Source organism: Labedella endophytica (assembly GCF_003990045.1).
Lineage (GTDB): Bacteria > Actinomycetota > Actinomycetes > Actinomycetales > Microbacteriaceae > Labedella > Labedella endophytica.
Genome location: NZ_RZGZ01000001.1, coordinates 218,634 through 231,789, shown reverse-complemented (window position 1 = coordinate 231,789; position 13,156 = coordinate 218,634). Strand labels below are relative to the sequence as shown.

Sequence of the window (13,156 nt, the reverse complement as noted above, 5' to 3'; positions counted from 1 at the left end):
CGCTACGAGGTAGTCGCGAGAGGAAGGTGGAGCGAGGAGAGGGGGAGGACGGGCCGTGCGCGCCACCCCCCGCGCGGCGGTGGGCGCGCGGGCGAGACTGGGGGCATGGCTCACAAAGCGCGATCGTCCGCCCCGGTGCACGAGGACAAGACGTGCGCGTCGTGCGGGCGGCGCATCGAGTGGCGCGCGAAGTGGGCCGACGACTGGGACGACGTGACGTACTGCTCGGCCGCGTGCCGCGGCCACGGCGTCTCGGCTACGGACCGGAAGCTCGAGGAGACCATCCTCGAGCTCCTCGACAAGCGTGCCGCGACGTCCACGATCTGCCCGTCGGACGCGGCGCGGGCCGTCGGTACCGAGGACGGCTGGCGCGATCTCATGGAGCCGGCCCGTCGCGCCGCACGTCGACTCGTCGCCGATGGTGTCGTCGACATCACCCAAGGTGGACAGGTCGTCGACCCGTCCACCGCGAAGGGCCCGATCCGCATCCGCCGCCACCGAGGCTGACGCCACCGCTTCTCCTCGCACAGCCGTCCAGACCTCGGAGCGGACGCGAATCGTCGCGCGCTCGCGTCGGAGGCGACGAATCGCGTCCACTCGTGAGCAGAGGGCCTGCGGTGGATGCTCCCGCGCAACGCGAAATGCGGGTGTCGACAAGCGACACCCGCATTTTCGCGTTCGACCCGGGCCGCGAGAGGCTCGGGTCAGGACGACTCGCCCTACTCGTCGACGACGATCGTCGTGACCACCGGGTTGCGGCGGTGACGACGCGACAGCCACCGGCCGATCGTGCGCGTGATGAGGGCCTCGAGGTCCTCGCTCGACGTCTTGGTGCGGGGGCCGGCGCCGGCGAGCGCCTCGGTGATCGCCTTGCTGGCGTTGCCCTCCCAACCCTTCTCCTCCACGAAGCCGCGCGCGAAGAACTCGAGCGGCTCGAGCAGACGGTTGGTCGTGGAGTCGACGATCGCGAGGATCGTGATCGTGCCCTCCTCGCTCAGCACGCGACGGTCGTTCATCGCCGTCTCCGTGGCGACGCCCATCGTGGCGCCGTCGACGAAGATGTTGCCGGCGGGGATGCGACCGCTGATCTTCGAGCGACCGTCGACGAGGTCGATGGAGACGCCGTCCTCGATGACGAACACGTTCTCGTCCGGCACACCGGTCTTGCGGGCCAGCGCGGCGTTGGCCGTGAGGTGGCGCCACTCGCCGTGGTACGGCAGCACAGCCGTGGGCTTCACGATGTTGTAGCAGTAGGTGAGCTCGCCGGCGCTCGCGTGACCGGAGACGTGCACCTTGGCGTTGCCCTTGTGCACCACCTGCGCACCCCAGCGGGTGAACGAGTTGATGATGCGGTAGATGGCGTTCTCGTTGCCGGGGATGAGCGAGCTCGCGAGAAGGATGGTGTCGCCCTCGCCGATCTCGATGATGTGCTCGCGGTTCGCCATGCGCGACAGCGCAGCCATCGGCTCGCCCTGCGAACCGGTGCAGATGAGCACGGTGCTCGCGTCGGGCATCTTCTCGATCGCCTTCATGTCGACGAGCATGCCCTTGGGGATCGTCAGGAAGCCGAGCTCCTGCGCGATGCCCATGTTGCGCACCATCGAGCGACCGACGAACGCGATCTTGCGACCGTGGCGCTCGGCGGCGTCGATGACCTGCTGGATGCGGTGCACGTGGCTCGCGAAGCTCGACACGACGATGCGACGCGGAGCGGTGCGGAACACCTGGTCGATCGCGGGGGCGAGGTCCTCCTCCGAGGTGGTGAACCCGGGGACGTCGGCGTTCGTCGAGTCGGTGAGGAAGAGGTCGACGCCCTCGTCGGCGAGCCGCGCGAAGCCACCGAGGTCGGTGATGCGACGGTCGAGGGGGAACTGGTCCATCTTGAAGTCACCCGTGGCGAGCACGGTGCCCGCGTCGGTGCGGATCGCGACGGCGAGGCCGTCCGGGATGGAGTGATTGACCGCGAAGAACTCCGTGCCGAACGGGCCGAAGTCGACCTCGTCACCCTCGGCGACCTGGACGGTCTTCGGCTTGATGCGGTGCTCCTCGAGCTTCGCGGTGATGAGCGCGAGGGTCAGGCGCGAGCCGACCACGGGGATGTCCTGACGCTCCTTGAGGAGATACGGCACACCGCCGATGTGGTCCTCGTGGCCGTGGGTCAGCACGATCGCGACGACGTCCTTGAGGCGCGAGCGGATGGCGCTGAAGTCGGGGAGGATGACGTCGATGCCGGGCTGGTTCTCCTCGGGGAAGAGCACGCCGCAGTCGAGGATGAGCAGCTTGCCCTTGTGCTCGAAGACGGTCATGTTGCGGCCGATCTCGCCGAGTCCGCCGAGGGGCGTGACGCGCAGGCCGCCGTCGACGAGCTTGCGCGGAGCGGGGAGATCGAGTTCGTGCCGGGGTGTTTTGTTGTTCAACGTGTGTTCTTTCATCAGATGGGGCATCGCTTGTGCGCGACGCGCAGGGGTGGCACCACATGGGGTGCCGAAGTCGTGGGGTCCCCCCGCCCGAGCCGATCGATCGAGGCCGATCCGCGGGTGGCGGTGCCGGGCGGGCGCCAGATGCGCCGACCGGAGGGGAGATGTCGAATGCGGATTTCCCGTGGAGAAACCCTCCGACCCCTCTAGCTTCCCACACCTCGCTGTGCGCCGCTCGACCGTGGGACCGCCGCTGACTCGCCAACCGCATCGGGTGCCCCGTCGCGCGCCGTGGCGCTGCAGGTCTTGGTGGGCGCTGCAGCAATTGCTGCCGCTCCCACCAAGAAATGCAGCGCGTCGCGCAGAAGCTGCAGCGTGAGGACCGAGCGGGCAGGACGAGAGCCGTGTGGGCGGGGCGGGTCGTCGGGACAGATCGGGTCGCGAGGGCAGCGCGCGTCAGGCGTCGGGCGAGGCCGCGCGGGCGGCGTCGGCGCGCAGACCGGCGCGCACGGCGACGACGATCACGTAGAGCAGGAACGAGCACAGCGCGACGATGCCGACGAGGAGCGACCACCGGGCCCAGACGAGGGCGCCGTCGTCCACGACGTACTCGCCGCGGACGACGTACCCCACCGACGCGAGCGCGTTGAGGCGCCGGCCAGGGGTCTCCGGACCGTCGACGGCCAGTGTCGTGGAGACGCTCGCGACGATCCCCGTCGCGAGCGTGAGCACGATCCACGAGTACACCACCACGGTGAAGGAGCGGCCGAGGCCGGGCTTGCGCTCGACGGCGCGTGGGGTGAACTCGCTCATCCCTCCAGTCTGGCAAACGATGAGCTGCCGGTTCGGCAAACGACGAGCTGCCGGTCCGGCACATGAGCGGAGGACACGACGACGGGCCGAGCGGGATCCGCCCGGCCCGTTCCGTCATGGTGCGGGTCTCTTACGCGTCGAGGTCCGTCTCGAGCACGGCAACGAGCTTCTCGAGGGCGGCCTCGGCCCCGTCGCCCTCGGCGCGGAGCGTCACGGTGTCACCGTGCGAGGCGCCGAGCGAGAGGAGCGACAGGATGCTCGAGGCGGGCATCGGCTCCCCGCCCTCGGCGGCGATCGTCACAGGGAGGCCCTGCTCCTTGACGGCGGAGATGAAGATCGAGGCGGGGCGGGCGTGCAACCCGACGCGGCTCGCGATGACGGCGGTACGTTCGGCCATGGTGGTGTGTCCTTTCGAAGAGACGGTACGAGGATCGGTTCGAGGTGAGTGTCAGACGCTGACGGGCGTGCGGACGTCATCCGCGGCGGTCGTCGCCTCGGCGTCGACCGGACGGCGGCGCACCCAGCGCTTGAGGGCGATGACGGCGAGCGCCGAGATCACGGTGCCGACGATGACCGACAGGGCGAAGAGCGGGAAGTTCCCGATCGCGAAGAACACGAAGATGCCGCCGTGCGGAGCCTGCGACGTGACGCCGAGACCCATGATCATGGCGCCCGTCACGGCGCTGCCGAGGATCGAGGCCGGGATGACGCGGAAGAGGTCGGCCGCGGCGAACGGGATCGCTCCCTCGGAGATGAACGCGGCACCGAGCAGCCACGCGGCCTTGCCGTTCTCGCGTTCGACGGGGCTGAAGAGCTTGCGGTCGAGCGTCGTCGCGAGGGCCATGGCGAGCGGCGGCACCATGCCGGCGCCCATGACCGCGGCCATGATGACCCACGGTGCCTGGTTGTCGATCGAACCGGCACTGAGGCCGGCGACGGCGAACGCGTAGGCCACCTTGTTGACGGGGCCACCGAGGTCGAAGGCCATCATCGTGCCGAGGATGAGCCCGAGGCCCACGGCGGCGACACCCGAGAGCGAGGTGAGCCAGGCGTTGAGTCCGTCGGTGAGGGCGGCGATCGGGCCGCCGAGCAGGATCACCATGAGCCCGCTCGCGACGATCGAGGCGACGAGCGGGATGATGACGACGGGCATGAGTCCGCGCAGCCACCGCGGCACGCTGATGCGGCCGATCCGCATGGCCACGGCGCCGGCGAGGAGACCACCGACGATGCCGCCGAGGAAGCCGGCGCCCATGATCACGGCGATCGCCCCGGCGGTGAAGCCGGGCGCGATACCGGGCCGGTCGGCCATCGCGTAGGCGATGTAACCGGCGAGGGCGGCAACGAGGAAGCCCATCGACGCGTTGCCGATCGAGAAGGCGACGGCGCCGAGGTACTCGCCGAGGCCGCCGGCCGGGAGGTTCCAGAGCGTGTTCCCGAGGATGATCTCGACGGGACGCTCGGTGATGTCGAAGCCGCCGAGCAGGAAGCCGAGGGCGATCAGGAGACCGCCACCGGCGACGAACGGGATCATGTAGCTGACACCCGTGAGGAGCCACCGCTTCACGGCCGCTCCCCCGCTCTCCTTCGGTCCCGCGTTCGCGGAGGACGAGGCCGCGGCACCGCCGGCCGACCCCGCGACGCGCGCGGCGGAGGGGTCGTCGGCCGCGACGAGGGCGCGCTGGATGAGCGCGTCCGCATCGTCGATGCCGCGCTTGACGGGGACCTGCACGACGGGCTTGCCCGCGAAGCGGCCCTTGTCGCGCACGTCCACGTCGACGGCGAAGATGACGGCCTCGGCGCGCTCGATGAGGGCGGGGTCGAGGGGCGTCGCTCCCGAGGAGCCCTGCGTCTCCATGTGGAGCTCCACTCCGGCGCGCTTCGCCGCGGCGACGAGGGAGTCGGCGGCCATGTACGTGTGGGCGATGCCGGTGGGGCACGCGCTCACGCCGACGAGGACGCGAGCGGCTGCGGGCTCAGCCGCGACGGGCGCCTCGGCCGGCGCAGACGGAGTGGGCGCAGCGGCTGCCGTCGCTTTCTCAGCCTCCGGGGTGAGCGCGTCGTCGACGAGGGCGACGAGCGCCTCGGCGGTGGGGGCCGAGCGGAGGGACTCGACGAACTCGGGCCGGATGAGGGAGCGCGCGAGGGTCGAGAGCAGCGCGAGGTGTGCCTGGTCGGCCCCGTCCGGCGCCGCGATGAGGAACACGAGGTCCGCCGGAGCGTCCGCCTCGCCGAAGTCGACGGGCCGAGAGAGGCGCGCGAGGGCGAGCGTGGGCTGCGTCACAGACGTCGAGCGGCAGTGCGGGATGGCCAGGCCGCCGGGGATGCCCGTGTCGGTCTGGCTCTCGCGGGCCCACGCGTCGGCGTACAGCGCCTCGACGTCTGTGGCACGTCCTGCGTCCACGACCCGCGTCGCGAGGGCGCGGATCACGTCGGATTTGCCGGCTCCCAGGTCGGCGTCGAGGGCGACGAGGGCCGGGGTGATGAGATCGGTCATGGTGGTGTCCTTACTGGTGTCCGGCGGCGATGCGCGGAAGGGCGGTGACCTCGACGAGGTCGGGACGGGTCTGGTCGGGGCGCGGCACGGAGCTGCCGGCGAGAGAGGCCGCCGCCGCCCCGTAGGCCACGGCGAGCGCGAGCACTCGATCGGGCGGGTGCCCGGCGTGCACGGCGGAGAGGTAGCCGGCGAGGGAGGAGTCGCCCGCGCCGACCGTGGACCGCAGCGTGATGCGCGGCGGTCGGGCGGACCAGGAGCCGTCGCGCGTGACGAGCAGGGCGCCGGCGGCCCCGAGCGTCAGGAGGATCGCGCCGACCCCGAGGACGGGGAGGAGCGACTCGGCGGTCCGCAGCGCGAGATCCGGATCGGCCTCGAGGGTGTCGCCATCGGCGACCTCCGTGTGTCCGAGGGTCGCGGCGAGCTCGGCGAGCTCGTGAGCATTGGGCTTGATGAGGTCGACGGAGGAGCGACCCGACTCGGATCGGATGACGGAGGCGAGCGCCGGTCCCGACGTGTCGACGGCGACCGCGGGCCCTGCGACTCCGAGCTCCGCCGAGCGCGCGCGCACGGCCGCGATGAGCCGCGGGTACAGGTCGATCGTGTCACCGGGCGGCACGGAACCGGCGAGGACGAGCCACTGCGCCGTCGCCGCGCGCTCGGCGGTCTCCGCGATCAACCGCGTGACGACCTCGGCGTCGAGGGGCGCGCCCTCGGCGTTGAGCTTCGTCGTCGTGCCGTCGGGTTCGCTCACGGTGACGTTGGAGCGCACGGGAGCGCCGGTGGGCACGGCGACCGTGGCCACCCCGAGTGCGGCGATCTCGGCGAGCAACGGATCGGTCCCGTCGCACGGGACGACCGCGAGCACGTCGACGTCGGCGGCGTGGAGAGCCCGGGCAACGTTCACGCCCTTGCCTCCGGCCTGCTCGCGCATCGACGCGACGACCTGCACCTCTCCGAGCCTCAACGGGGCGGCGAGGTCGATCGTGCGATCGATCGAGGGGTTGGCGGTGACGGTGACGATCATGCGACGACCACCTCCACGCCGACGGACTCGAGCGTTCCGGACAGACGGGCATCGGGCGCGGCGTCGGTGATGAGCACGTCGAGGTCGCCGAGAGCCGCGAAGCGGTGGAGCGCCTCCTCGCCGAGCTTTCCGGAGTCAGCGAGCAGGATGCGGCGGCGGGCGGAGCGCACCATCGCCGACTTCACGGCGGACTCGAGCTCGTCCGGGGTGCTGAGGCCGAAGTCGGCGCTCACACCGTTGGCTCCGATGAAGGCGATGTCGGGGCGGAGCCGGTCGAGCTGCTCGACGGTGGGGGCGCCGACCGCGGCGCTCGTCTCCCCGCGCACGCGTCCACCGAGGAGGTGCAGGTCGAGCGCCGGGGCGCGGTAGAGGGCAGCCGCGATGGGGACCGAGTTGGTGATGACGTCGAGCCTCCGATCGGGGCGCGAGGGAGTCCAGGCGCCGAGACGCGCGGCGAGGGCACCCGTCGTCGTGCCCGAGTCCACGAGCACGGAGCCGCGGAAGTCGGAAGGCACGAGCCGCATCGCGGCCTCGGCGATGCGCCTCTTGCCGTCGCGGTTGACGTTCTCACGATCGGCGAGGGTGGGCTCCTCGACGCTCGCCCGCGACGCGGAGACGGCGCCGCCGTGGACGCGGCGGACGTGTCCGAGGGATTCGAGCTGATCGAGGTCGCGGCGGATGGTCTCGCTCGTCACATCGAAGCGGCGCGAGAGCTCGGTGACCGAGACGCGGCCGTCGGCCTCGATGGAGGAGAGGATCTGCTGGTGCCGCTCCGTTGCGTACATGGTGTCTTCCTCGACGTGTGGCGATGTGGTGTCCTCAAGAAAACCACATAAAACCACATTCAGCAAGGTAAACGCAGATCACGCCCGGCGTGCGCACAGGTACGCGCCCCATACACGACGACGTCCGCGCCGGAGGGGCGCGGACGTCGGGTCGGACGATGGAGAAGGGACAGGGAGCAGGTCAGCCCCGCGGGGTCCCGTCGTCGAAGCGGATGTCGATGTCGAAGAAGCGATCGACGGGGTCCGACCCCGGGTCCGTGTCCCGCGGGCCCCCGACCACGACCTCGTCGGGTCGCTTCGGCCGCACGGCATCGAGGTGACGACGCAGCTCGGCGGACTGCTCCGTGAAGTCGACCTCGTCGCCTTCCCACTCGTGGGGGATCGACAGGACATCGTTGCCGACACCGACGACGAGCTCGGCCCAGTCGTAGGCGCCGGTCTTCTGGTAGACGATCGGAATGCGAACCGCCTCCGCCTGACCGCGCTTGGCGAGCGCCGCGGTCAGCTCGACGAGCGCTGCCGCGACGTCGTTGGAGGTGATCACGTTCTCGCCAGCGTATGTGATGCATCTCATTGCTTCACTCTCCCGCACGTTCCGATCCGGAATGGACGGTTGCGCGAAACGGACACGGCGTCTAAGAACGCACGGCGTGGGCGCCGGACGGGCGAACGGACGGGGTCAGCCGTTCGCGGGAGACCCCGCCTGCGGTTCCTTCTGCATGTCGAGATCGAGCCCTCTCGTCGAGTTCGTCGCCGACATCATCTGTTCGAGCCACGAACCGTTGACCGCCGCGGCCTTCGACCCGGAATACCGGAAGCTCACCTCGGCCGACGGGCTGATCCAGAGCGAGACGCGACCCCAGGCCTCCTCGTAGCTCGGAGCGGTCCACGACAGCAGGAAGCTCTCCCGACGACGCATCTTCTGGGACAGGACCACCTGCACGTGCGCGAGGAATCGATCCTCGAAGTCGTAGATGTGTCCGTCGTAGTTCAGGGAGCCCATGCCACCCATGATGCACCCCACGACCCACCGGTGCGAGGGACGTCCACCGCGGTTCGCTCAGCGGATACCGCACACGAGCGGGACGGGCGACCGCGGTCAGCCCTCGAGGACGTCCCTCAGCGCGTCGACGATCCGCGTCGCGCGCCGGTCGTCGCCGGCCTCCATGCGATTGGTGAGGAACGCGAATCCGATCTCGTGCCGAGGATCCGCGAAGGCCACCTGTCCCCCGGCGCCGTCATGGCCGAAGGAGGCGGGCGTGAGCAGTCGACGTGCGTCGGAGTCGAGCTGGAAGCCCATCCCCCACCGCGGCCACGGTCCGGGGAGGTCGAACACCGGCCGGCCGGAGGTCTGCTCGCGCGTCGCCGCCTCCACGACCGCGTCGTCGAGGGAACGCACACCGTCCGTCGTGACGACCGCCGACGACCACATCGCGGCGAGCGCGCGGGCCGTCCCGACACCGCCGGCGCCCGGTACCTCGGCCGCGAGCACCTCCACGTCGTTGAAGCCCACCCCGTCGGCGATGAGCTCCGGGGGGAAGGCCGCGCCGAGGGTCATCGCCCGCGCGGGCCAATCGATCACGCCGGGGCGACGCGCCTCCTCCTGCTCCCGCGTGAGGGCGGCGAGCGAAGGACCGACGGTCATCGGAGCGAGCCGGATCCGTTCCGACTCCGGGAGCCCGAGCCAGAAATCGGCCCCGAGCGGCCCGGTGAGGACGGAGCGCAGGTAGTCCCCTGGCATCAGACCCGTCACGCGGCGGACGAGCTCGCCCACCAACCAGCCGTGGGTGAGGGCGTGGTACGAGTAGCCCGAACCCGGCTCCCAGAGCGGTTCCTGCTCGGCGAGCGCCGCCGTCATGCGATTCCAGTCGAGCAGGTCGTCGCGCGTCAGATCGAGGCGCGGCGCGGAGAGCCCGGCGCGGTGCGCGAGCGCGTGCCGCACGAGCACGTGCGACTTCCCGGAGGCGGCGAACTCGGGCCAGTACCGGGCGACGGGGGCGTCGTATTCGAGGAGTCCGTCCTGAACGAGCCGCGCCGCGAGGAGCGACATGATGCCCTTCGTGGCGGAGAACACGACGCTCGCCGTGTCCTCGACCCACGATCGCCCGTCGCGCGCATCGGCGACACCGCCCCACAGATCCACGACGGGCTCGCCGCGGTACCGCACCGCGAGGGCCGCCCCCATCTCCTGCTCCACCCCGCTCGAGCCGTCGAACGCGCGCTCGAAGGCCGGACGCAGCGCCTCGAAGCGGGGATCGACCGCGCCGTGCACCTCGACGGGAGAGGAATCGGAGAGGGAGCTCATGAGGGGCTCGTTTCTGTCAGGCGACGGCGGGACACGAGAGGCGAGGGACACGAGTCGCCGGGGCTCGAAGCGGGGGGTTCCATCGGAGAGGCGGGCCGCTCAGCCCTTGACGGCACCCTGCAGCAGCGCCCGGATGAACTGCCGCTGGAAGATGAGGAACACGATGATCGCCGGGGTGATGATCAGCAGTGCTCCCGCGTTGAGGAGGGGGATGCTCAGCGAGTACTGCCCCTGGAAGAAGGTCAGCGCCCCCGCGACGGTCCGGTTCAGCGGGTTCGCGATGAGGACCACCGGCAGCAGGAACTGATTCCACGTCCACAGGAACAGCAGGATCGCGAGAGCCGACAGGGCCGGTCGCGCGAGGGGCAGCTGCACGCTCCGGAACTCCTGCCAGACGTTCGCCCCGTCGACGCGCGCGGCCTCCGAGAGCTCGGGCGGCACGTTCACGAAGTGCGCACGCATCCAGAACACCCCGAACGGCATGTACAACCCGATGAGCGGGAAGATGACCGCCCACTGGGTGTTGAGCGTGCCGAGGGACTGAGCCTGGTAGTAGAGCGGGATGATGAGGGCCTCGAACGGGATCGTGAGCCCGAGCACGAAGAACAGCAGGATCGCCCGGGAGCCCGGGATCTTGAGCGCTCCGAGCGCATACCCCGCGAGGGTCGCGACGACGAGGCTGATGGGCACGACGCCGAGCACGATGAACGCGCTCGACTGCATGAGCACCCACACGTTGCCGACCTCGAAGGCCGTGACGAAGTTGCCCCACTGCGGGTCGCTCGGCCAGACGAGTCCCGTCGGGTTCCGGTCGGCGGGCTGGAGGGCGGCCGACAGCATGCTGACGAGGGGCAGGACGGTGAGGACGAGGATGACGACGAGCAGGATGCGACCCGTCCAGGCCTCGGTGCGTGTTGCCCGCATCAGTCGTTCGCCTTCGAGAGTCTTTGGATAGGAAGAACCACCGCGAGCACGAGCACCATGAGCACGATGCCGAAGGCGGAGGCGAGCCCCACGTCGCTCTGGGTGAAACCGATCCGGAAGATCGAGATACCCGGGACGAGCGTGGACCGGCCGGGTCCTCCCTGGGTGGAGGTGTAGATGATGTCGAAGCTCGACAGCGCCGCGATCACGGTGAGGGTCACGAGCACGACGATCTCCTGGCGGAGCCCGGGCACGGTGATCGTGAAGAACTCGCGCCACCATCCGGCGCCGTCGAGGCGGATGGCCTCGTAGAGGGCCGTGTCGATCTTGCCGATGCCGGTCAGCAGCAGCACCGTGCAGAGTCCGGTGAGCACCCAGGACCCGATGAGGCCGACGGCGGGCAGCGCCGTCGCGTAGTCGGCGAGCCAGGAGCGGGTGATCCCCTCGAGCCCGATCCAGCCGAGGATCTGGTTGATCGTGCCGGTCTGCGAGTACATCCACGACCACGCGATACCGGCGGCCGCGAGCGGGATGATCTGCGGGAGGAACAGGATGGTCTGTGCGGCGCTCGAGAAGACCCCGGCGCGGATCGACCGGATGAGGGTCGCGAGCACGAGCCCCACCGTGACGGGGATCACGGTGAAGAAGACGATGAGGATGAACGCGTTGAGGATCGACCCGAGGAGCACGGGGTCGGTGAAGACCGTCACGTAGTTCTGGACGCCCACCCACTCGGCGAGGCCGATACCGTTCCAGTCGTAGAACGAGTACTGGACGCCCTGGATGAGGGGCCAGATCACGAAGCCGATGTAGGCGGCGAGCGCCGGCAGGAGCAGGATCCAGCCGGTGAGCGCGGCCCGTCGGGCCGTCGCACGAGCGGCGACCCGACGGGTGGGGCGGACGGACAGGATGGGCCCGTCCGCCCCGGCATCGCGCGCCGCGGAGGGGCGAGCGTCGAGAGAGGGTGACGACATCAGCCGCCGATCTCGCTCTCGTAGAAGGCCTGGACCCGCTCGACGAACTCCTGGCCGGTGATCTCACCGGTCACGAGCAGCTGCGACTCGGGGATGATCGATCCCGAGTAGATGCCGGCCGTCGTGTTGGCCATGAAGTCGACCTGACCGTTCTCCTCGCCGATCTGCGCCGCCATGGCGAGCGCCTGCTCGATCAGGGAGCCGGCCTCGACGGTGGGCTGCTCGAGGCTCGGGTCGCCTCCGGGGGAGGCTCCCGTCACGTCGACGACGATCTGGCGAGCCGTCTCGTCCGTGTGGATCCAGTTGAGGAAGTACACGATCTCGTCCATGTTGTCCGAGCCAGCGGCCACGGAGAACGAGTTCGCGGCACCCATCGCCACGTGGTCGCCACCCTGCTCGGCCGGCGGCACGAGGAAGAAGGACACGTCGTCGCCGAGGGCCGACTGGTAGTTCGCCGCCTCCCAGTTGCCGTTGAAGGCGAACAGTCCGCCGCCCTCCGAGAAGCGCGTGACGAACGTGAAGTAGTCGACGGCGTTGATGTCGGCCTCGAAGTAGCCGGCCTTGGCCCACTTCTCGATGAGCTCGGCACCCTCGACGTTGCCGGGGGTGTCGTAGGTCGCGTCCGGCTCGTTGAACATCCACGAGAGGAACTCGTCCTTGTCGGCGTACTGGTTCATCGCGGCCTGGACCACGAAGTTGACCACGCCGTCCTTATCGCCCGCGACGATCGGCACGACACCGGCGTCCTTGGCGGTGGCGAGGTCCTCCTCGAGCTCGGCGATCGTCTGCGGGGCCTCGTCGATGCCGAGCTCGGCCGCGATCGCCTCGTTCATGAAGATGCCCGTGATGCTGTAGCCGAGACCGAGCTGGTAGAGCGAACCGGAACCGCGCACGCCGTCCTCCGACATGCGGAGGGGGGCGAGCTGCGAGTCGGGCCAGGCGTCCCAGCCGTAGGCGTCGTAGTACGGGTCCAGGTTCGCGAGGAGGCCGTCCCGCACGGTGTCGCCGATGGTCGGCAGGCGGATGAGGTCGGGCGGGTCGTTGCTCGCGAGGAGCTTCGGGGCGTTCGCCGTGAGGTTCGCGAACGTGTCGCGCGTGACGTCGAACGTCACGTTGGGGTGCTGCCGCGTGAACTCGGCCGTGAGCTCGTCCGTGACCGGGAATCCGGTCTCGTCGGCGATGGTGAGGGTGACGTCCTCCGAGGTGAGCTCCGTGCTCACGTCGGTGTTCTGCGTCGCGGTGGGGGCTGCCGCCCCCGGCGCGCAACCGGACATCGCGAAGACGCCGGCTGCCGCCGTCGCCGCGACGGCGAATCGGACCGCCCGGCGGTGCGGGCGGCGGGGGGATGTGGCCATGGGTGGACTCCTTCGTCTACGGGCGTGATGCGAGGGGTGCTGAGATATCCGGCGGTGCTAAA

The 13,156-nt window shown here is 70.1% G+C and carries 13 protein-coding genes; 1 reads left to right on the top strand and 12 read right to left on the bottom strand.

The window, feature by feature from the left end; translation table 11 throughout:
- Positions 1-105: 105 nt before the first annotated feature.
- Positions 106-507 carry a DUF2256 and DUF3253 domain-containing protein gene (locus ELQ94_RS01075; RefSeq protein WP_127046318.1) on the top strand — a complete coding sequence of 134 codons (402 nt, stop codon included), beginning with the start codon at positions 106-108 and terminating at the stop codon, positions 505-507.
- Positions 508-719: 212 nt separating this feature from the next.
- Here the strand turns inward: ELQ94_RS01075 and ELQ94_RS01070 are convergent, their stop codons facing one another.
- From ELQ94_RS01070 to ELQ94_RS01015, 12 genes are all read right to left on the bottom strand, one after another.
- Entirely contained in the window at positions 720-2,432 is a 1,713-nt protein-coding gene (locus ELQ94_RS01070; protein ID WP_208007494.1) for a ribonuclease J, read from the bottom strand.
- Between the two features lie 441 nt (positions 2,433-2,873).
- Complete coding sequence (locus ELQ94_RS01065) at positions 2,874-3,230, bottom strand: hypothetical protein (protein ID WP_127046314.1); 357 nt, start codon at positions 3,228-3,230, stop codon at positions 2,874-2,876.
- 130 nt (positions 3,231-3,360) lie between these two features.
- Positions 3,361-3,627 (bottom strand): HPr family phosphocarrier protein, encoded by a 267-nt coding sequence (locus ELQ94_RS01060; protein WP_127046312.1) that lies wholly within the window; start codon positions 3,625-3,627, stop codon positions 3,361-3,363.
- Between the two features lie 51 nt (positions 3,628-3,678).
- Positions 3,679-5,727 (bottom strand): PTS fructose transporter subunit IIABC, encoded by a 2,049-nt coding sequence (locus ELQ94_RS01055; protein ID WP_127046310.1) that lies wholly within the window; start codon positions 5,725-5,727, stop codon positions 3,679-3,681.
- 10 nt (positions 5,728-5,737) lie between these two features.
- A complete protein-coding gene (locus tag ELQ94_RS01050) occupies positions 5,738-6,751 on the bottom strand; it encodes a 1-phosphofructokinase family hexose kinase (protein WP_127046308.1) in 1,014 nt (337 codons plus the stop codon).
- Positions 6,748-7,536, bottom strand: coding sequence for a DeoR/GlpR family DNA-binding transcription regulator (locus ELQ94_RS01045; protein ID WP_127046306.1), 789 nt, complete (start codon positions 7,534-7,536; stop codon positions 6,748-6,750). Before ELQ94_RS01045 ends, ELQ94_RS01050 begins: the two co-directional genes overlap by 4 nt.
- A gap of 181 nt (positions 7,537-7,717) precedes the next feature.
- Entirely contained in the window at positions 7,718-8,110 is a 393-nt protein-coding gene (locus tag ELQ94_RS01040) for a hypothetical protein (RefSeq protein ID WP_127046304.1), read from the bottom strand.
- A gap of 105 nt (positions 8,111-8,215) precedes the next feature.
- Positions 8,216-8,539, bottom strand: coding sequence for a DUF7882 family protein (locus ELQ94_RS01035; RefSeq protein WP_127046302.1), 324 nt, complete (start codon positions 8,537-8,539; stop codon positions 8,216-8,218).
- 96 nt (positions 8,540-8,635) lie between these two features.
- Positions 8,636-9,841 carry a serine hydrolase domain-containing protein gene (locus ELQ94_RS01030; protein WP_127046300.1) on the bottom strand — a complete coding sequence of 402 codons (1,206 nt, stop codon included), beginning with the start codon at positions 9,839-9,841 and terminating at the stop codon, positions 8,636-8,638.
- Between the two features lie 99 nt (positions 9,842-9,940).
- Entirely contained in the window at positions 9,941-10,765 is an 825-nt protein-coding gene (locus ELQ94_RS01025) for a carbohydrate ABC transporter permease (RefSeq protein ID WP_127046298.1), read from the bottom strand.
- Positions 10,765-11,739: a carbohydrate ABC transporter permease gene (locus ELQ94_RS01020; protein ID WP_127046296.1), complete on the bottom strand. Its 975-nt coding sequence runs from the start codon at positions 11,737-11,739 to the stop codon at positions 10,765-10,767. The genes ELQ94_RS01025 and ELQ94_RS01020 overlap by 1 nt, the downstream gene beginning before the upstream one ends.
- The gene (locus tag ELQ94_RS01015; protein ID WP_127046294.1) at positions 11,739-13,094 is read right to left on the bottom strand and encodes an ABC transporter substrate-binding protein; all 1,356 of its coding nucleotides are present in this window, start codon (positions 13,092-13,094) and stop codon (positions 11,739-11,741) included. The genes ELQ94_RS01020 and ELQ94_RS01015 overlap by 1 nt, the downstream gene beginning before the upstream one ends.
- Between the last annotated feature and the right edge of the window lie 62 nt (positions 13,095-13,156).